Source organism: Streptomyces sp. NPDC090088 (genome assembly GCF_044747345.1).
GTDB lineage: Bacteria > Actinomycetota > Actinomycetes > Streptomycetales > Streptomycetaceae > Streptomyces.
On the sequence record NZ_JBIVDZ010000005.1, the window covers coordinates 787,409 to 806,364 of the forward strand.

The 18,956-nt window shown below is 69.4% G+C and carries 21 protein-coding genes; 14 read left to right on the plus strand and 7 right to left on the minus strand.

All coding sequences use genetic code 11. From position 1 onward, the window contains the following. Positions 1-621: 621 nt before the first annotated feature. Positions 622-1,095 (plus strand): hypothetical protein, encoded by a 474-nt coding sequence (locus ACIPSJ_RS27300; protein WP_401349896.1) that lies wholly within the window; start codon positions 622-624, stop codon positions 1,093-1,095. Positions 1,096-1,419: 324 nt separating this feature from the next. Here the strand turns inward: ACIPSJ_RS27300 and ACIPSJ_RS27305 are convergent, their stop codons facing one another. Beyond that, positions 1,420-1,785 (minus strand): hypothetical protein, encoded by a 366-nt coding sequence (locus ACIPSJ_RS27305; RefSeq protein WP_401349898.1) that lies wholly within the window; start codon positions 1,783-1,785, stop codon positions 1,420-1,422. Between the two features lie 269 nt (positions 1,786-2,054). On the opposite strand from ACIPSJ_RS27305, the gene ACIPSJ_RS27310 reads away from it, so the two are divergent. Next, positions 2,055-2,261 (plus strand): DUF6420 family protein, encoded by a 207-nt coding sequence (locus ACIPSJ_RS27310; protein WP_401350131.1) that lies wholly within the window; start codon positions 2,055-2,057, stop codon positions 2,259-2,261. Here the strand turns inward: ACIPSJ_RS27310 and ACIPSJ_RS27315 are convergent. Then, a complete protein-coding gene (locus ACIPSJ_RS27315; protein WP_401349900.1) occupies positions 2,254-4,269 on the minus strand; it encodes a TOMM precursor leader peptide-binding protein in 2,016 nt (671 codons plus the stop codon). The genes ACIPSJ_RS27310 and ACIPSJ_RS27315 overlap by 8 nt on opposite strands. 148 nt (positions 4,270-4,417) lie before the next feature. Here ACIPSJ_RS27315 and ACIPSJ_RS27320 point away from each other — a divergent pair, with 148 nt between their 5' ends. Both ACIPSJ_RS27320 and ACIPSJ_RS27325 read left to right on the plus strand, forming a co-directional pair. Beyond that, positions 4,418-4,690: a hypothetical protein gene (locus tag ACIPSJ_RS27320; protein WP_401349902.1), complete on the plus strand. Its 273-nt coding sequence runs from the start codon at positions 4,418-4,420 to the stop codon at positions 4,688-4,690. Between the two features lie 7 nt (positions 4,691-4,697). Further along, entirely contained in the window at positions 4,698-5,219 is a 522-nt protein-coding gene (locus ACIPSJ_RS27325; RefSeq protein ID WP_401349905.1) for a hypothetical protein, read from the plus strand. Here ACIPSJ_RS27325 and ACIPSJ_RS27330 read toward each other — a convergent pair. After that, positions 5,214-5,537 carry a hypothetical protein gene (locus tag ACIPSJ_RS27330; protein ID WP_401349907.1) on the minus strand — a complete coding sequence of 108 codons (324 nt, stop codon included), beginning with the start codon at positions 5,535-5,537 and terminating at the stop codon, positions 5,214-5,216. The genes ACIPSJ_RS27325 and ACIPSJ_RS27330 overlap by 6 nt on opposite strands. A gap of 191 nt (positions 5,538-5,728) precedes the next feature. Here ACIPSJ_RS27330 and ACIPSJ_RS27335 point away from each other — a divergent pair, with 191 nt between their 5' ends. The 4 genes from ACIPSJ_RS27335 to ACIPSJ_RS27350 all read left to right on the plus strand — a co-directional run bounded on the left by ACIPSJ_RS27335 (position 5,729) and on the right by ACIPSJ_RS27350 (position 9,291). Beyond that, complete coding sequence (locus ACIPSJ_RS27335; RefSeq protein WP_401349908.1) at positions 5,729-6,142, plus strand: hypothetical protein; 414 nt, start codon at positions 5,729-5,731, stop codon at positions 6,140-6,142. A gap of 229 nt (positions 6,143-6,371) precedes the next feature. After that, entirely contained in the window at positions 6,372-6,677 is a 306-nt protein-coding gene (locus ACIPSJ_RS27340; RefSeq protein WP_401349910.1) for a hypothetical protein, read from the plus strand. A 451-nt stretch (positions 6,678-7,128) separates the two neighbouring features. Then, positions 7,129-8,100 (plus strand): hypothetical protein, encoded by a 972-nt coding sequence (locus ACIPSJ_RS27345; RefSeq protein WP_401349912.1) that lies wholly within the window; start codon positions 7,129-7,131, stop codon positions 8,098-8,100. 231 nt (positions 8,101-8,331) lie between these two features. Continuing rightward, positions 8,332-9,291, plus strand: a complete 960-nt coding sequence (locus ACIPSJ_RS27350) for a hypothetical protein (protein ID WP_401349913.1) — start codon at positions 8,332-8,334, stop codon at positions 9,289-9,291. A 204-nt stretch (positions 9,292-9,495) separates the two neighbouring features. On the opposite strand, the gene ACIPSJ_RS27355 is transcribed toward ACIPSJ_RS27350, so the two are convergent. The 3 genes from ACIPSJ_RS27355 to ACIPSJ_RS27365 form a co-directional block, all read right to left on the minus strand. Beyond that, the gene (locus ACIPSJ_RS27355; RefSeq protein ID WP_401349914.1) at positions 9,496-9,690 is read right to left on the minus strand and encodes a hypothetical protein; all 195 of its coding nucleotides are present in this window, start codon (positions 9,688-9,690) and stop codon (positions 9,496-9,498) included. A 20-nt stretch (positions 9,691-9,710) separates the two neighbouring features. Next, a complete protein-coding gene (locus tag ACIPSJ_RS27360) occupies positions 9,711-9,941 on the minus strand; it encodes a hypothetical protein (RefSeq protein ID WP_401349915.1) in 231 nt (76 codons plus the stop codon). 116 nt (positions 9,942-10,057) lie between these two features. Then, positions 10,058-12,319, minus strand: a complete 2,262-nt coding sequence (locus ACIPSJ_RS27365) for a hypothetical protein (protein WP_401349918.1) — start codon at positions 12,317-12,319, stop codon at positions 10,058-10,060. 197 nt (positions 12,320-12,516) lie between these two features. On the opposite strand from ACIPSJ_RS27365, the gene ACIPSJ_RS27370 reads away from it, so the two are divergent. After that, entirely contained in the window at positions 12,517-12,720 is a 204-nt protein-coding gene (locus ACIPSJ_RS27370) for a hypothetical protein (RefSeq protein ID WP_401349920.1), read from the plus strand. A 216-nt stretch (positions 12,721-12,936) separates the two neighbouring features. Next, the gene (locus tag ACIPSJ_RS27375) at positions 12,937-14,121 is read left to right on the plus strand and encodes a hypothetical protein (protein WP_401349922.1); all 1,185 of its coding nucleotides are present in this window, start codon (positions 12,937-12,939) and stop codon (positions 14,119-14,121) included. A 60-nt stretch (positions 14,122-14,181) separates the two neighbouring features. Here ACIPSJ_RS27375 and ACIPSJ_RS27380 read toward each other — a convergent pair whose 3' ends face one another. Next, positions 14,182-15,207, minus strand: a complete 1,026-nt coding sequence (locus ACIPSJ_RS27380; protein ID WP_401349924.1) for an XRE family transcriptional regulator — start codon at positions 15,205-15,207, stop codon at positions 14,182-14,184. Positions 15,208-15,424: 217 nt separating this feature from the next. Here ACIPSJ_RS27380 and ACIPSJ_RS27385 point away from each other — a divergent pair, with 217 nt between their 5' ends. The 4 genes from ACIPSJ_RS27385 to ACIPSJ_RS27400 are packed head-to-tail and all read left to right on the plus strand — an operon-like array spanning position 15,425 to position 18,847. After that, on the plus strand, positions 15,425-16,372 hold the full coding sequence (locus ACIPSJ_RS27385; RefSeq protein WP_401349925.1) for a CBASS cGAMP-activated phospholipase: 948 nt from the start codon (positions 15,425-15,427) through the stop codon (positions 16,370-16,372). Position 16,373: 1 nt separating this feature from the next. Beyond that, a complete protein-coding gene (locus ACIPSJ_RS27390) occupies positions 16,374-17,543 on the plus strand; it encodes a cyclic GMP-AMP synthase DncV-like nucleotidyltransferase (RefSeq protein ID WP_401349927.1) in 1,170 nt (389 codons plus the stop codon). Then, complete coding sequence (locus ACIPSJ_RS27395; protein WP_401349930.1) at positions 17,515-17,946, plus strand: hypothetical protein; 432 nt, start codon at positions 17,515-17,517, stop codon at positions 17,944-17,946. Before ACIPSJ_RS27390 ends, ACIPSJ_RS27395 begins: the two co-directional genes overlap by 29 nt. Before the next feature lie 55 nt (positions 17,947-18,001). Next, positions 18,002-18,847 carry a hypothetical protein gene (locus ACIPSJ_RS27400; RefSeq protein WP_401349931.1) on the plus strand — a complete coding sequence of 282 codons (846 nt, stop codon included), beginning with the start codon at positions 18,002-18,004 and terminating at the stop codon, positions 18,845-18,847. Positions 18,848-18,956 lie beyond the last annotated feature (109 nt).

Here is an 18,956-nt window from a genome sequence, read left to right on the forward strand (position 1 = left end):
GAAGTCGCGGAATACTGCCGATACCGCCCGCGACCATCACGCCCGGGCGAGCCGCTGTCCGCTGCTCCAGGCCAACCGGCGCTCGGAGCTCCCCAATCACCAATTGGCCTCTTCTGGGGCTCACCTGAACTGTCTTCACCAGGCAGCATCACACGTTCTTCTGGCGGCAAACCGCCAAGAAAGTCTTGAGACCTCGCACCGACAGATGACGGTAGGTCGTAAGTACATAGGCCACTTCCGGCTGGGGAGATCAAGTGCCGCCAGCGGACAGGCTGATGGAGCGGCCCTGCGACCTCGCCGTGCCGAAGCCGTGCACAGACCTCACAGCACCGGCTCAGCAACACACGCATGAGGCAGAGCAGAAAGCCTGACACTCGCTGCATTACGGCTTCGAGGGCCGAGCAGATGGGCGTCGCCAGTCTCATGTCAGGAGCGGCACATGCCAGTTCTCCCTGTTCTGCCAGTCGGAGCGAGCCTGGTCTTCCGAGACGTGCCAGCCCTGTTCTCCCCCCCCGCTGCCTGCCCGACCGCGCCAGCCCCGGCGTATGGCGGCATGCCGGCAGCACCCCGAATCCCGCAGCAGCCAGCGACACGCTCACGGACCCGCTCGTCGCCGGCGCGGTGACGCTGGGCGTCGCCGTCATCGGATGGCTGCTGTATGCCTGGTACCGCCGACGCGATCGCCGGCGAGCTGACCTCGCCGAGACACTGCACGCGCTGGGCGAGGTCGACCTGGAGGTGCGACGGCTGGCGGCGGCACACCGTGCCCTGACCGCAGCGGACTTCACCGCCCTGGAAGCTCTGCTGCCGAGGGTGGAACGCGCTGCGGTTCGATGCGGCCGTGGCCGCAGGCTTCGGGTCCTGCAGGGCGACCTCGCCGGCGTTGCCGACGCGATCGCTCGGTATATGACCACAGCAACCGCCTCATGCGCCGATGTGGCGGACGCCTACTGCGACGCGGCCGCAGTGGACGAGGTGCCTGCGGGGCTGGAGCTGTCCGCCTTCGTACGTGCCGCGCAGCAGCAGGTGCGCCTCGGCGGACAGCTCGCGGCGGTCGTGCACCTGTGTGAGTTCCCGACTCTGCGCAGTGTCTGAATGCTTGTTGAGCTGGGGAGTCGGCGCAGATCTGGATTCTTACGGTGGGTCGGTGCGTCGATCTGGCCAGCGGGAACTGCGGAGTGTGTGCCTTTGGCCAGAGGTGTGTGGGTCTGTGACCTGCTGATACGTGGTAGAGCTGGAATGTCGCGGATACCTCGGGAATCCCTATGGATTTCCCGGAGTTTGCGCAGGTCAGAGAGCTGATGGAGTGTAGCAGTGGATTGCAACGTCGTGGGTGACCCGCCCTGCGGGGCGGCAGGGGGGTGTGCCCTGTCGGGGCGTTTGTGATCATGGTTTGCCGAGGGCGGGCTGCCGGATCACTCACGCAGTGCTGGACGCCCAGCGCTCAAGCTCGGGGAAGGCGGTCTCCCACACCTCGCGGACGGGCCTGCTGATCATGGTCCTCATCGTGGGCCATTGCGCGAGCAGCAGATCGCGGTTCAGGAAGCGGGTGATGTCATCGCGCTGTCCTTCGGCGAGCACGGTTCGGTAGAGGCTCATGCGCAGGCGGGGCTGGTCGAGGTCGTAGGTGCGCAGTCCTGACCAGGCGATGTGGAGCGGCAGGTCGACGAGGCCGTGTTCTGGTCCGGTGAGGGCCTCCAGGGTGTCGGGAAGGCGCCTCGCATACCGCTCGCGCAGCACCTCGGCGACGGACGGCCTGGCACCAGGGCGCGGCTGCTGAACCATGATCCCAGTATTCCGTGTGCGCGGAAGAGAAGTGAATCAGGACTACCGGGGGCTGGGGCTGCTGTTGTGCGCCTGGTCGTGTGCTGTGCGTCTTTCCGTTGGGCGGGCGGATGTCATGTCCCTGTTCCTGACTGCAGGATGCGCATCAGGAGAGCGGGGACGGGCGTATCTGCGGCGGTGACGAAGTCATCCACGGCGTCGGGTAGGAGAAGGACTTGCTGCCGGTGCAGCCCCTGTTCCAGGTTGTTCGCTACGCCGGGGACAGGGTGGTGGCCGCGCTGCTGAGGGAGGCGAGTTGGGCGGCCGAAGGGCACTGCGTGCACGCCGGGTGCTGCCACCACGCCGCGTACGGGGGCGGGGTGCTGCTGGACGGTGCGTGGGGCGCGTACCCGCGTCACGCACTGCTCCACTCCGCCCGGATCGGGCCGTTACCGATCACGGACAAAGACGCGGTGATCTGCTCAGACCTCACATGAAAGGGTGTGGGTCGCTCCGAAAGAGGGCTCCTTGGGGGAAGCGGCTGCTTGCACGCGATCGTGGGGGGGACCCGAACCAGGGCGGGACGAGTCCGGGCACGATCACCCGTGCCACGGCTATCTCCAGATCCGTGACGTCCGGCGTGGTGACATCGGCGTAGAGCACATCGGGCGCGACGCGGCCGACCGAGAGGGCCAGTTCCCGGAGCGGGTCGGGTGCGGGTGAGCTGTCCGTGGCCTTTGGACTGAAAGACGGCGACGGCCAGGGCAGATACGGGACGGTCTCCAGGAACGCGAAGGCGCTCGCCGACTGCGGCACGGCGTAGAGGAGGCCGTGGTCGTCGATCGTCGTTACCCGTGAGGGGTCCTCGGCCAGCCACGCTGCCCGCTGGAGATCTGCCGACGACCTGTGCAGGCGCCAGGCCAGTGCCGTGCGCAATTGGGCCGCTTCCATGACGGCGCGGCGTACGGCGCCGGCTAGGTCAAGCGCCGCGCCGAGCCCCACGGCCCGCACCGGCGGCTGCTGTGCACGGGCCACCGCGCACGCCACATGAGCGGCCGTGTCCGTGGGGACGACGTGGATGTCGAGCTCGATCCCGCGCCCCGCGTACTCGTGCGCCAGGGCACGTACGAGCGGATCGGGCGATTCCGTGCAGCGGTGGCGCCGAGTGGGCAGGCGGCCCGTCCAGCAACGGAAGAACGCGTCGCGCTCGATGACTTCCAAGAGGGCGCGCATGACGGCGTTCTGGAGTCCGGCCCCGGCGGCGAGACCGTTCGACGTTTGCTGCCGCGTGTGCCCGCTTTGGGCCTGTCCCAGCGACAAAGTCTCCACGGGGACCCAGACTTCCTCGCCGGTCAGCAGCGAGCGCGTGGGGGTCCAGTCCAGCACCGTGTTCTCGGTGCGCGGCTCGTGGAGGGCGAGCGTGCTCGGGTCCACGGCGGAGTGGTTCAGGTCGGTGTGGCTGGCGGTGAGCAGGACGTCGGGCCGCCACATGAGGCCGCAATAGTGCTCCAGCGCCTCGGCGACCGCGCCGTCGCGCGCCTCCTGCTGCGACCAGCCCCGCCCCGAACTGTTCAGGAACCTGCTCGCGGGACGCGACAGCGGAGCGTTCGCCAGCCGGGCCCACACGAGGTGAAGGACGCTCGGTTCACCGTCGGGCTGCGATACCGTCTCAAGTGACCTGATCACCCCGCAGACAGGGCTGACGAGGTTCTTCTCGATGCGGTCGAAGTCCGGTGCGGTGGGGCCGTCCGGCGGGGGGCGGCGCTTCCACGGGCCGCACGTGGGGCAGTCGGGGTGCCGCAAGAGGCGGTGCCATCGCGGTGCGAGGCTGCGTCCGTCGTAGGTCTGTACGGTGCCCACGAACCGTGCCAGGTCCCCGTGCGCCGACAGGGCCGACACCTCCTGACCGAGCACGGAAGCCACGTACGGGGCCAGCGTCGTGAGGGGTGGCTTGTGACGCGCGGCAGTGAAGTCGTCCGCGTGGTCGTCGGGTTGGGCCGGGGACCACGCGCTCCCGAGTTCGCCGCAGGCGAGGGCGCGCATCCGCCGGCATCGGTGGCACGGGCCCCGCGCGGGCAGGACCGTCGGACCGATGAGGGCCGTGTGTCCTCGTACGGTGCCGTGCACAACCGGTACGCGTCCTCTGGCAGCTCGGTCGGCCCAGTCATGCACGAGAACCGGCCCCGGCTCCGTCGTGACGACGACGAGGTCGACGCGACGGACCAATTCGTCCACGGCCGATGCGTCGAGCCTGGACGCGTCGAGCGTAGTGGCCACTGGTCCGTGCACGGCGGTGAGTTCGTCGGTTAGGGCGGCCTGGCGCGATCGCCCCACGTATGCGGCCCGCAGACCGAGCCGTCGCGCGTCCAGGGCTGTGAGAGGGTCGGGGTCGAGAAGCAGGAGCCCATTGGCGCCGTCGGCGGCGAGCAGACGCGCGAGGGCGGTGCCGGGTGCCCCGAGTCCCACGACCCCGACGCGCACGCGCGGCCGATCAGCCGAGTTCACGTGGCTCTCCTCACGCGCAGGCGACCCAGGACGGTTTGACCGTACGCCCTGATCGCGCGCGGCGCGCGCCCCTTGCGCACCGAACTGCGGTGCTCTACACAGGCGACAAGCGTCTGGTGACGATACGCGGCTCCAAGGACACGACAGGATGCCTTCCGGCTGGGACGAACGGAGCAGGGCCATTCTTGAGGCGGCGGAACTGGCCCTGGCCCGGTATCGCGATGCCGGTCGCAACCCTCCCGTCGTGGACGAGTTACGGCTTGCCACGGCACAGGCGCGGAGCGATTTGATGCCGTCGGAAAAGGTGGAGCGCGTGAGGGCCATCATGATGAGCGTGCCGGAGCTCGAGGAATTGATGAGGGCCGAGTTCCCCAAGGGAGCGTTGCCGCCACCGTTCCGCGGTGGCTTCGCGGCATGCTGAGCCCGACATGAGCGACGACTCCACGCCGGGCCGGCAGCCGCTGCGGGCCAGTGACGTCTACGGCCCGCTGATGGTGACGATGCTGAACGAGCAGTCCGCCCGCAAGGCGTCGGTGGAGCAGCGGTCCCTGGCAGTGATTACGAGTTCCGGCGCGCTGGTGAGCCTCCTGGTCGCTCTGTCCGCGCTCCTGCTTGGGAAGGACGCCGAGTTGCGTCTGCAGTCGGGAACCCGTGTGTCGCTCATCGCGGCGGTCGTGGCGTTCGTGCTCGCCGCCGTTCTCGCCCTGGGCTCCAACTCACCCCGTTCGTACCGGGACTTCGCGGCCGAGGACGTCGACCGGATGCTGACAGACTGGCACTGCGACGGTGAGGACGCGCGGTGGCTCGTGTCGCAGGCCCAGGCGGACTTCCTCAAGCGGGCGAAGTCCCTGAATGACACGAAGGCGCACTTGTTGCAAGGCGCTGTGGCGATGGAGGTCGTCGGCGTCGCGCTGGTGGCCTTGGGCGTGCTGCTTGCGCTGGCGTCATAACCCCTCCAGGACCGCCGCCTTCCCCTGACCGTGCGCCACCACTTCGTAGGAGGAGATGCGGGGCTGGTCTGCGAGAATTGGGTGCAGGGGAGCGAGGCCGGTATCCAGGCTCGGCATGTTGGCCTCCATCGCTGGCAACCCGTCGAAGACACTGATGAGTTGGACCACCGCGGCATCTCCGATGTCACGGACGACGTACACGGTCACGAGGCCAGGCGGCAGCTCGTGCGTGACGAGGTTGTCCCTGACTCTTGTGGCCAACTCTGTTGCCCTGTCGGGTTGTGAGCGCAAGGTCACGACGCGGATGACCGAGGCCATGGCGCCTCCTCCCGGGTCAGGTGCCTCGTCCACGGTAGGGCGGCGGCCCGGTCCCGGGGTAGCCCCGGTCAGCTGATCGGCCTGGTCGTAGGCAGCCTGGCTGTCTTGACTCCGCCTAGGCGTCAGGTGCGGCCCTGGCCGGGCTCGCCGCACAGTGGTGGGAAAAGGCCGTCGCGCTCGTCCCCCATTTGGTGGCCGCCGAGTCCGTCCCGGAGCCGGCGCGCCTCGCCGCCCTGGTGTTCGGTGCCTGCCCGCGCGAGCGCGCTGCGCAGTTGGAGGCGGACGTCCGTGCGGCGCTGGGCACTCCGCCGTCGGCCGCTCTGCTGGCCGAGGTCCTGCCCGCTGGCGCTGAGCGGGTCGACTGGACCGTCGAGCTGCTCGTCTCCTGGCTGCGGGTGTGGGAGTGGTCGCCGGCCCTGCCTGCGCCGGTGCTGGCTGGGCCGGTACTGGACGCGGTGAATCGCCTTCGGCTCGGCGGCCCGCCGGACCCACGGACCGCCCCGTCCTGGAGCCGGTCAGGACGACCACGGTGCTGGATGCCGAGGACCTGGCCGAGGTGGCCGCCGAGCAGGGGCTGGCGGCGGCCGCCGCCGCGCTGGCCGTAGCTGGGGATGCCGGCGACGGCGGCTACGCGATGGTCGTGCACCGTCTCGTGGCAGCCGGCTTGGCCGCCTGGACGAGCGACCTGCCCGCCGTTCTGGCCCTGCCGGAGCTCGGCGCGTTCTACCTCGCTGCGGCTGCCGTCCTTGCCAGCCGCCCCGGCGCCCTCCCCGCCAGCGTACTCGCGGACGCCGTCACGGCGGCGCTCGAGGTGCGCCGCCGCCTCGACGAGATGTGGCCCTCACCACCGCCCCCACCACGTCCTCCGCGGCCGTCGGCGGCGGCCGGTCCGACGCGGTGTCCTTCGCCGACCAGGCGCTGTTCGACCTGCTCACTCTCGCGTGGCGCACCGACACCGTGCTTCCCGCTGGCCAGGAGACGGCCGTCCTGGCCCGTCTGAGGGCCCTGGCCGCCGCGCTGTCCCTCCCCGCCGCCGTCCGGGACACCCCCGTCGGCGCTCCCGGCCCGCCAGACGGCAGGCAAGGAGAGCCGGTGCTGTGGCTGGGGTCTAACCCGGCTGTGCGGGCGCTGGGTGTCTGATCGAGGACGCCGTCCACCGGGCCCGCACGCGGGGGCTCAGGCCAGGACAGCTTCGCAGGGAGTGAAGACGAGAGCCAACATGCCAGCAAGCGAGGCCGAACCCACGACCGACAGAGCGATCCACCTGTCTTCCTCCACCACATGCGATGTTTCTGCCGTGCCCGGCCGTTGTCGTGCACACCGCCCGGCACCTCGACCCGCCTGACAAGGGCGGGTCCCGCGCCGCCAGAGCATGCAACAAGGCGGAATCAGCCCCGACCGGCAACTGCACGCGCTAGCCTGTCAACAGGCCGAGCGCATCGGCCCAAGCCAGGGTCGGCCCATGAACGGCCCCACACGGCAAAGGTGCCCGGGCATCCGGAGCGATCGCCGCATCAACTGCGCGTAACACCACCGCTGTTCACCAGCCTGACCAACGCGTCCGCATGCGCCCGAACTCGCGCACCGGATCATGGGGCCGGAGCGCAGACTCGAGGCCATCACCATGACCAAAGGACACGCCCGTAAAGACCGAGCACGACGTACCGCCCGCCGCACCGGCGCCTCCTACACCTCCGCTCGCTCGGGCACCGTGCACACCCACCCCGCCCCCGTCCTGCCCCCCGTCAGCGGCAAACCCTTCGGCGTTCCTTTCACGGTCGACATGAGCGATGCAGCTGAGGCCATTGGCGCTCGGCTCGCTGACTGCGAGGCCTGCCTTGCCTCCGCAGTGGACCGGATGACGTGGAGGTTCCCGCTCGTCCCGACTGCTCTGGCCGCATCCCTGCCCGCCTCACTCGGTGAGGGCTTCACTCCCACCACCACCGCCTTCTGCGCAACCATCCCCCGGTACGAGCACGAGGAGGCGTATCTCTTCGTCGTCTATCTCGAAGAAGACGAACTCCACGACCTCGTCACCGATCTCATCAACGTCTGGGCGTGGGCCATCCCACGACTGATCCAGAACGGACACGGCAGTCAGCCACTCAACTCCCTGATCATCGACCTGACCCCACCCAGGCCGCCTTTCTACGTGGCTGCACACACCGGCTTCGTCCCCGTCCCCGGCGGGCCCTTCCCCGCACTCACCATCAACTCTCCGGACCTCACTGGCACGGTCGACGACCTCGCCGAACGCTGCGGCTTCCCCCTCTACACCTGGAACACCCTGCCCGGCATCACGCCGTGGATCTTGCAACAGCACCCGCAGACCCAGCGCCCCTGGGGAGTGCGCAGCTGGGGCAAGGACATGCCCCGTCTCACCGTGGGGTCCCTCAAGCACGCAGCAGACGCCAGCAACCAGTGGATTCAGGCGGCACGCCGCGCGGGCTCGGTACTGGTCCTGGGCCTGTGGCGCCGGGAGGTCTCCTCCATCAGGGGGTCGGCTGAGGACCATGAGATCTTCGCGGTGCGGGCACGCGTACAGCCGGCTGGGGAATGGTAAAGCAGCCGACCGCTCAAGCGGGTTCCCAGGTCAACGCTCATGAGCCCACCCCATCCTCGTCTGGCGCTCTAGCGACGCTCTGTGGCTGTGTCACGTCCCTTGAGCGTGGAGCGGGACGCCCTCACAAGATCCCACTGGCAGGCATCGTGCCGACGGGTTCGAGGCGGTTCCAGGCCGCCGAAGGAGAACGGGTGCGGCTCTTCTGCAGTGAGTTGGTGATGCTGTGCGCCGTTGCCGTTCGTGGTCGGACGGCGGATCGTCGTGTCCCAGGACGTGGTCTTGGAGGCGGCGATGGCGTCGTGGCTGGAGGAACTCGATCGGCGGGAGGCTGCCGCGCGGGAGGAGATCGCCGGACTGCGGGACCAGATCGAGGAGTTGACCAGGCGTCTCGCTGAGCGGGAGGACGTGTTGTCCCGGTTGCAGATCACGCGGGAGACGATGACCGAGATCTTGTCCGGCGGCGAGACGGTCTCGGTTACAGGGGCGGAAGCGGAAGCGGAGGCGGGCGAGGCGATGGCCACCCTCGCCGTCGTCCACGACGCCAATCCGGCCGTGCGCCGGCCGCACGACATCATCGCCTCGCCTGGCGGCCGTACCACCCGCCGCGCTCCGCGCAAGGGGCCCAAGGCTCGCGCGAAGTGGCTCACCGCCTCGGTGGAGCACGACGCGGACCAGGTCATCGCTGGCGCGTTCGACGAGGCCCAAGCCCGTGATCCACAGCACCGCCGGTGCTGGGTGGTCCTGGTCGACGGCGCCGAGCACCAGCTGGAGTTGATCCATGCGGAGGCCGCCCGCCGCGGCGTCACCGTCCATGTCGTTCTCGACATCGTCCACGTGATCGAGAAGTCGTGGGCGGCCTCGCGGTGTTTCCACACCGCCACCGATCCGGCCGCCGAGACCTGGGTCGGGGCCCAGGCCGCCCGGATCCTGGCCGGCGACAGCCCCGGCGCCGTCACCGGCATCCGCCCCAAGCCGACCGGCTGGGCCTGTCCGCAGACCAGCGGGCCGCAGCCGACCGGGCCTGCCGCTACCTGGAGAACAACGCCGCCCATCTCCACTACGACCAGGCCCTCGCTGCCGGATGGCCGATCGCCAGCGGCATCGTCGAAGGAGCAGCACGCCATCTGGTGGCCGACCGCCTCGATATCACCGGCAGCAGGTGGACCGTCCCCGGAGCCGAAGCTGTCCTGACCCTCCGGGCCCTCATCAGCAACGGCGACTTCCCGCAGTACTGGACCTTCCACACCCGCAGAGAACGCGAACGCCTCTACCCCCGGCCCAGCCAGCACAACTGCGAACTCCTGGGCTGACCAGCAGGCTCACTCCAAAGAGCCGCACCCGGTCTCGGTGTTCGGGTTGGTGGCAGTTCTGGGCGGCCGGACAGACGGCGGACGGTCACGACATCTCCTCGCGGGTGACGGTGACCTGCTCCCAGACACGGCCTTCGAGCCGGTCAGCCGCGCCCGGGTTGACGACGATGAGGCCCCTGCCGCCGCGTTCAAGAACGCGAATCTTGACGGTTCGGCCGTCGGCAAGGTGGACGAGGTCGCCGAGTTGGAAGTCGTCGGCGGGGATGTGGAGTTTAGGCACGGTGGTGGCCCTCTCTCGGGTCAGGCGTCGGGCTGCATGATGGCGAGGATGGCCCGGAATTGGTCGGTGGTGACGTCGCCGCGCACCACGATGCCCGCCTCCTGGAGTTGCGTGAACAGCGCGTCACGCTGCTTGACGTCGTCGTACTGGCCGGACGTGTACAGCTTCGCCCGCACGCCGATGTTGCCGTCCTCGATCCGTTCCCGCGAGGCAGCTTCCCGCCGCTCGATCTCCTCCAGCCACGCCACCATCGCCGACACCCCCGAAACCCGGACACCCGACACCATGATGATCGAGCAACCACACCCCGGTCAGCAACCGCGCAGGCCAAAGCGGCTCACTGGAGAAGAACCGCACCCATAGCCGTTCATGCCGGCGGTCGGTGGGGTGGGGCTGTTGGGGGAGTGGTGGCGGACAGGCGGGCCAGTGTGCTGCGGGCGCTCGGGTAGCCGGATTCGGCAGCCTGCCGGTACCAGTGGAGGGCTTCGTCGTGACGGCCGGCCTCTTCAAGAATGTCCGCCACACACAGCTCGGCGCCCAGGTACCCGGCCTGGGCCAACGGCACGAGCCAGGCCACGGCCTCCTCGGCCCGGCCTTCTTGCTGCAGGAGATCTGCTGCGCGCCCGAGGGCTCCTGGGCGGCCCCGATCGGCGAGTTCGCACAGCCAAGCGGTGACGGCGCCGCCGCGGCCGGCCTGCCGGAGCAGCGAGATGGCCATGTCAAGGATGTCGAGGTCGGTCTGCTCGACGAGGTCCTGGCACCACGTGGCGGCTGCCTCGAGCTGTCCTTGGTCGAGCAGAAGGGTGACGGCCTGGTGCACCGAGGAAAGATGTCCCTGGCTGGCTGCTGCCTGGTACTCCTGCAGGCCTTCGTCGAGGCGCCCAAGCTGCAGCAGCAGCGCGGCGGCCTTCTTGCGGGCCGCCAGGAAGGCTCCGTCGTCTGCGGCTCGCTGATACATGACCAGTGCCTCGGCCGGCCTGCCCTGGCGGCAGAGGGTCTCCGCTGCTTCCCAAGCAGCAGCGTGATCGCCCTTGTCCGCTGCCTTGACGGCGAACCGCAGGTGATCTTCGGGTCTGTTCTGGCCGATGGCGGAGCGTGCGAAGGCGAACAGGTTCTCTGCATGGCCGTGCTGGAAGGCGGCCTCCCACAAGGTGTCCGGTACGGGCCGGCCATGGCGTGTGTTGCGGCCGTGCTCTTCCAGGTAGTCGGCCAGCCGGTAGTGCGGGGTGCTGGGGGCAGTCTGGCCCGGGCGAGGTTTGATGCGGGTGAGTGCGCCCCGGGCGCCGTGGCAGGGTTTCGCGGTGTACACGAGGGCCTGCTTCAGCCAGTCGTCGCCTGTCTGGTCCCACTCCTGGTCGGTGAGATAGCCGGGCGCGGCATCAGCCAGCAGAGAGTACGGAAGGGCGAGACCGTGTCCGAGACGGCGTGCGTCCATGGCTGCCTGCAGCACGGCTCGTGCGCCTGCGGGGGCATTGCGGTAGCGGTCGAGGAGAGAGGGTGCTCCGGCCAGGTACTGCGTGATCTGGCCGTCCGCGGCCCGCTCGGCGGCGTAGCGCAGGCGGGGGTCCTTCGACCGGTCGTTGAGCAAGGCTCTCAGATCAAGAGGGGAGAAAGCAGAAGGAACGGAGAGGTTGGTACCCGCCAGCAGCTTTCTCGCCTGCTCGTGGACATCGGGGGCCTGGGGCGAGGGCAGAGCCGTCAGCGTGTCCCAGTACTCGGGCCACATCGTGCCCACCACCAGCACCGGACGCCGGGCCTGGTCCTGCAGCAGCGCCCGTACCCCCGCAGCGACCCGCTCTCCCAGGGAACCCGTCGACGGCAGCAGATAATGCTGTGCCTCGTTGAGCCAGACCACGGTGCGGGGACCGACCTTCTGAAGATCCGCCAGCGCGGCTTCAGGCCGGGTGGGATCGAAGGGATGCCACAGCCGCCAGCCCTCGCCCAGTGCCTGGACAGCCTCCCAGCAGGCACGCGTCTTGCCGCAGGAAGAACCGCCCACCAGCATCGCCATCCCGCTGTGACCGGCCTCTCCCCGGCGTGTCAGCGCACTCAGTTCCTCATCGTGGGGACGCCGGATGTAGGGCGTGAGCTCCGGCAGATCGCGGTGCGTCGTCCAGGACGCCGAAGGTGGGGAGGCGTCGAAGGAGAAGACGTGGGAGAAACGCCTGGGCCAGCCCGTTGTCTCGATGCTGTGGTGCACCTCCAGATCGAACGGGTCGAGTTCGCCGACGGGCCGTCCCACGGCATCGGCCATCTGCTGTTCCTGCCGTACGGCCTGGGCCTGGGCGCGCTGCACTCCGGCCCGCACCGTCTCCGTCCGGCCGCGGGCCACGGCAGCATGCTGGTCGCGCCACCACAGCGGATCCAGCAGGTGCGCTTCGGACGCAGACAGTGCGACCCCCTCGGCCGCGGCGGCCGTGCGTAACTGCTCCACCACCGAGATCAGCGCGTCGACCTGCTGAGGAAACCGGCTGCCGTCCAGCCACGCCCCGATCGTTGTCGTGACGGGGCCGCCCGCACCCCGTGACAGGGCCCGCAGACTGACCCGCCGCGCAAGATGCTGTTCGTGGATCTGCCCGAGCCGTCGCAGGCCGACGAAGAAGGCGTCCTCGCCACTTGTGCCCACCACGGTTCCCACTCCCTTGCACGTCCACACGACACAGCTGGACACCCCCCGAACTCTACGTCCCTGACCAGCGTTGCTCTGCGCGGTGTGTGCAATTCGCCGCTGAATGGCTGCTGGACACCGCCTTGGACAGCCAACGTCGTCACCGGCCTCCCCACCAGCGGAGGCCGACGTCATCGACGGTCACCAAGGAGCCCACCATGAGTCCCGGCCTTCTTCTGCGCAGCAGCGCTGTCCCCCTGCCGACCGGCCTGGTTGTCCTGGCAGTTGCCGCCTTCGCCCTCGTGTACGTGGGCGTCATCCTTCCCACCGTCTGGTCACGCCGGCCCGATCGCCGTGCCGCAGCACACCGCACTCTCGGGATGCTGCTGCGGGCGCTGCCACTGCACCGCATCAAGCGATGACACGACAGACGTCCGCCGCCGCGGAGGCAATGCCCGGCAGGCTTCAGCCGCCGCAACTGTCAGGCACCTGCCGGCACGCCGAGCACGACGGGGATCCGTGGCCTTGCGACACCGTTCTGCCATCAGCGGGGCCGCCCCCCTTTACTGCGACCGAACCCCATGGCCCGTGGTGCCGGCCGGCCGGGGGAGTCGCAGCCTGCCCTTAAGGTCGTGCCCATGAGCCCTTCCGATGTGGACTGCTCCTGGCTGCCGGACCACCAGCTACATGTGATCGCGACGCTGGCCCACGTGGATCACACGATCGACCACTTGCTACGGCTGACGCACGACTACAGCGAGCGGGGGCCGATCACGTTCACCGAGGTGATCAGGGGCGGCCGGGCAGAGGCTGTGGTCAAGGCGGTTGCCCCCCTCCCGCAGGCGGTTCCCCGGCTCGTGGCTGACGCCCTCACCCAGCTGCGGGCTGTGTTGGAGCACACCCTGTACGCGGAGGTCGAGGCAGGTTTCGGGCGGCCCTTGACGGAAGAGGAGGGGAGAGGCGTCGAGATGCCAGCGGCTGTTGATGCTGGGGCGTTTGCCAAGTGGTTGAGAGACGGCCGGCGACGCCGGCCTGCCCCGCTGCACGCGGGCACACCTCTCGTCCAGCGCATCGAGCGCCTGCAGCCCTTCCAGCGCCGGAACCCCGACGAGCATCCGCTGAGGCTCCTGGCCGTCTACACCAACCTGGCCAAGCACCGCGCCCCAGCACTCCTGGAGCCCCGCCTCGGGGCCGTGTACCCGGATGATCCGCGCAGTGACCTGACGGTCGCGCTTCCTCTCAAACCGCGGCCGCAACCGGGCGACGGCCTGCCGCTGCGGGAAGGCGACGTACTCGCCAGCGCCCCGCGCGGAACCCGCGCCCACTTCTCCTTCGTCACGACGGTCTCGTTGCAGCGGCCCCACACCGGGGTGTGGAGCATCGCCGCTCACGAACTGCAGCTCCTCGAAGAGTGGGTACGCACCATAGCCATCCCCGTTCTTGTCACCGGAAGCCACGAGGTCAGCCCGCTGCCCCCGCAGCTCGACATCGAGGTCGGGCGCGAGGACCTGCGCGGGGCACTTGCGGCTGCGGGCCGCGCACCCGCTGTCGTGCGCGCCAGGGACAGGATCACGGCAGCCGTCGCACGCGCCACTCTCGTCGAGATCCTCGCTCCTTCCGTTGAAGGACCCGAGGCGGAAACGCTCCGGACCTGGCTCAGCTCGCTGGAGGACACGGCGGTCGTGGAACATGCCGTCCGCCTGGGAGAGGTGAGCGGCCGGCCACACGAACTGATCGAGCTGTGCCGCGAGTTGATCGGCGAAGCGCTCAGCCACAAGGAGCGCGCCTCACGGCCTTCGCGCACCGACGAAGGCCACGCGTAGCAAGCGCGGCGGCCGGGCGGGGAGGGGCCGCGGCGTTTGGCGCGCGCGGAGCTGGTGCGGTCATGCCGCCGACGCGTCCTGGAGGCTCTGCACGATCTTCGACGGCAGGATGTCCCGCACCGGGGCGCTGTCGGCGGAGGCGAGATAGGCGAGAAGCCTTGTGGGCTGCTCCGGCCGGCCCAGAGGGACCGGCTCGACGCGGCGCCATCCCCGTGCGGACGCTGCCTTGATGGCGGTCAGGTAGGTGCTCTCACTCATCCGCCCCAGGGTCCGGGCGCGCATGAGCAAAGCGGCCAGGGACACCTGCCACTGCCGTTTGAGCGCGAACAGGGCCGGCCAGTCGACCGTGGTCGGCAACTGGTCGCGGATGTCTTCGGCGGGCATGAGGAAAGCCGCCGCGAACTGGTGGGCCTGTGTCTCGACCTCTTTGACGCCCCAGATCTGCTCGCCGTGCAGCACGAGGTGGGCGAGTTCGTGCGCGCTGTCGAAGCGGGAGCGGGCACGGTCGTTCTTGTCGGTGCCCAGGACGATGACCGGATGGTCTGCGAAGGGCAGGGAGAAGGCGTCGACGTCCGTGTTGTCGAGGGGGAGGCGGATCACCGCTACCCCGTGCCTCTCAAGAAGCCCCACGACGTCGGGGACCGGTCCCGAGGGCAGTTCCCACATCGCCCGGATGCAGGCCGCGGCCTCTTCGATCTCGGCCCGCTCGGCCTGCAGTCCGCTCACCGGGAGCATCGGCACGTCGCCGGCGCAGAATTGCTGCTCGGACGCGGCGTGGACGGCCAGGTCGTGGGCGACGTGGGCGACGGCCCGTGCGCGGCGGCGGTCGGACACCGAGGTCCGGCGCAGCGACCGGAAGAAGCCCTCATGGCTTTCGACCATCGCTTCACGGAAGAAACCCGCAGGCACCCCGAGGACGGCCGCCAGGACACCGGCCGTGTCCGGACTGGGACGTGCCGCGCCGCTCTCGAACTGGCTGATCGCGGCAGGAGTGAGCCCGCTCTCGCGGGCGAGCTGCGTCTGGCTCAGCCCGGCCAGTTCGCGGGCGGTCCGCAGCCGGGTGCGCTCGAACGCCTGCGTGCTCATCTTTCCCCTCGTCCGGCCGACCGATCTTGATCTCCACATCTTGGCGGAACGCGTACGCCGCTCACGCCCCGGGGCGGGTGTCCGACACAGACCTTACGACTCACACGCGGAAATCCGCACGGAAATACATGCCGTGATATTAAGTTAGTCTCGATGGCGGAGATCCGGCCCCCGCGGGCGGAGCCTTCGAAGAACCCATGGTTCGGGGGCGGTTGGCATGACGGAGCGTTTCCAGATACTCGCCCTCGACGGCGGCGGCTTCCGCGGCATGTTCTCCGCCGCAGTCCTGGCCCGCCTCGAAGACGACCTCGGCGTCCGCATCACCGACCACTTCGATCTGATCTCGGGCACCTCGACCGGCGGCATCATCGCGCTGGGCCTCGGACTCGGGCTGTCCCCGCAGCAGACCCTGGAGTTCTACACCGAGCACGGGCCGCGCATCTTCCGCGACCGCAGCCGCATGCGCGGCCTCAGGCACCTGGTACGCGCGAAGTACGACGCGGAGCCGCTGCGCGCGGCCCTGGCCGAAGTCTTCGGGGAGCGGACCTTCGGGGAAAGCACCAAACGCCTGGTGATCACCTCCTACAACGTCGCCGCCGACGACGTCTACCTCTTCCGGACCCCGCATCTGCCCGGCCTCAAACGCGACTGGCGGGAGAAAGCCGTCAACGTCGCGCTGGCCACCTCCGCCGCGCCGACCTACCTGCCCGGCATGCCCCTGGACGGAGCCAGGCTCGTCGACGGCGGCCTCTGGGCGAACAACCCGGCCATGGTCGCACTGACCGAGGCGGTCGGCCCGCTGTCCGTGCCCCTGGACACGATCCGGGTCTTCAGCCTGGGAACCACGACCGACGTCCGCCACCGCCACCGCCGTCTCGACCGCGGCGGCCTGCTGCCCTGGGCCGGCGACGCGGTCGAGATCCTCATGCGCGCACAGAGCGAGAGCGCCACCAAGCAGGTACGCCACTTCGTCGGCAAGGACAACGTGCTCCGTCTCAACCCGACGGTCCCCACCGGCGCCCTCGCCCTGGACGACGTCGACATCACCACCCTCTCGGGATGGGCCGGACACGTCAGCCGTGACGTCTCCCCGGCCGTCCACCGCACCTTCTGCGATCACCTCGCCCCGGCATTCGTCCCCCTCCACCCCGCTCGTAAGGAATGACGTGAACGCGTACCACCAGACGCGGGACAACACCGACACGCCCGAACAGATGCTGTCCATGCTGCTCGACGGCGCCGTGCAAGTCCTCGACATCTCCCCGGACCTCCACGACACCGCCGTCCGGCGCTACGAAGAGGTCGGGAACTGGCTCGCCGAGAACGGCAGCCCCGGATGGGAGATCCACCCCCAGGGCTCCTTCCTCCTGGGCACCGTGGTCCGCCCCCAGACCGAGACCGGCGAGTTCGACATCGACCTCGTCTGCCGGCTCCCGCTGCACCGGGACAGCACCACGAAAGAGGGCCTCAAACAGCGAGTCGGCGACCAACTGGTGGCCTACCGGCGCTGGAAGCAGCGCCGGGGCCACACCGACGGACCCGACAGCCTCGAAGCCCGCCGCCGCTGCTGGACCCTCGGATACCCGGACTTCCACCTCGACGTCCTGCCCGCCATCCCCGACGAGGAACACCCCACCACCGGCATCCTCCTGACGGACAAGAAGCTCCACGAGTGGCAGCACAGCAACCCCCTCGGCTACGCGGACTGGTTCCGGACACGCTCCGAGCTCTCCCGCGCCCTCCTCGAAAAGAGGCTCGCCGCCAACGTCCAGCAGGTCCCTGAACACCACATCCGCAGCACCCTGCAGCGCCTCGTGCAGATCCTCAAGTGGCACTGCATGTTCTTCTTCGGCGACGACACCGACAACCGGCCGCCGTCCATCCTCCTCACCACGCTCGCCGCCCGCGCCTACCGCGGCGAGGACGACCTGTTCACCGCCGTACGCAGCGTCCTCGCCGCCATCCCGCACCTCGTGGAGAAGCACAACGGCCAGTGGTGGGTTCCCAACCCCGCCCACGAGGAGGAGAACTTCACCGACAAGTGGAACGAATACCCTGAGCGGCGCCAGGCCTTCCGCACCTGGTACGACGAGATCAGCGCGATCATGAACGACCTCGCCCTGACGGAGTCCAAGGGCCTGGACGTCGTCTACGCCCAGCTCATCAAGTCCTTCGACCCCGAACCCGTCAAGCGCTCCTTCGCACACTACGCGACCCGCATGAAGGCCCCCGCCGGCCAGCGGATGGGCGCCACTGGACTGCTCTCCGCGACCGCCGCAGGTCCTCGCAGGAAGCCGAACACCTTCTATGGCCAGCATCCCGGCGCACGCGGTTAATCTCGCCCTCCAGATGGCCGCGATCAAAGCGGCCGTCCCCGGCGCCCGAGGAACCGTACGAGGCGGCGAACTGCGCTGCACCCTCACCCTGCAGCCCACCCCCATGAGCAGGAACTACCCGGTGCGGATCGTCTACCGCCACCGGCGCAGGCCCCGCGTGAGTGTCACCGGCCCGCCGCTGACACTGCACCCGGGCGCCACCAAGCTCCCGCACCTCTACCCCGACGGTGACCTGTGCCTGCACCTGCCCGGGGAGTGGAAGGAACACATGCTCCTCGCGGACACGATCCTGCCGTGGGCCTCGGCATGGTTCCTGCACTACGAACTCTGGCTGGTCTTCGGACGCTGGACCGGCACCGGCGACGAGCACGCAGTAGCGTCGCCCCCGAGCCGGATCCCCTGAGCCAGGCCCGGCCTCCGGCATCGTGCCGGCCGTGTGACGAGCAGGAGCGGTGTGTATGAAGCGTGAACGGGCGACCGCGGTGCTGCGCGAGATGCTCGACCGGCTGGAACAAGGCGCGTGGCCCCTGAACCTCGTAGAGGAAATCCACCTGTTCGGGTCCTACAGCCGCGGCGCCCTGGAGGTGGGCGACGTGGACGTCGTGGTGCAGCACACCACCGACGAACGCTGGAGGCAGGAATCCCTCGAGGCCATGTTCAGCAGCCGTGACGGCTACACGGTGATGCGGCAGGCGCTGCGCGGCCGCAGCCGCGGTCTCAGCTTCCAGTTCCAGTACCGCAGTGCCCTTGAGGACGAAGGCTTCGAACTGCTCCTGCTCTGGAAGCGGGGCGAGCCGGTGGACCTCGCCTGGCAGAGGCTGGCCGCGATCACCCCTGACCCGGACGCCGGCCGTGCGCCCAGGGACCATGTCCTGCCCTCCTACGAGGTACTCGCCGACCTGCTCCCGCGCCCGGTCCGTATTGATCTGCACCGTCTGTGCACCAGCGGCGGCGCGACAGTGTCGGCGTTCCCCCTGCCCGACGCCCAGCCCAGCTCGGCCGTGGCGGTGGACCACATCGACGAACGCTGGACCCCCAACAGCCCGCTGCGCCGCCAGGCCGCCGCCGCGCTCGCCCACCTGGAGAACAGCGGCCAGCCTCTGGACCAGGTCGAGGTGCACGGCCAGTACCTCGACCACAGCAAGACGGACGAAGCCATCGCATGCTTCGTCGACCTGGGCTGGCGCTACTGGAGAAGAGCGAACCGCTACTTGAACGACGGCCAGGCATGGTTCGAGGTCCTGCCTGCGACCGCCCGGCAGCCCCTGCACGCACTCCACATCGCCCCCGGCCCCCGAAACTGAACGGGGGCAGACCACGTCCCGCAGCGCCTCATCGGCACGACGGGGGAGGAGCGTCGGACGTGCGGTTCGGGACGCAGCGCGCCTGACGGAAGATCCGTCAGGGCCCGGA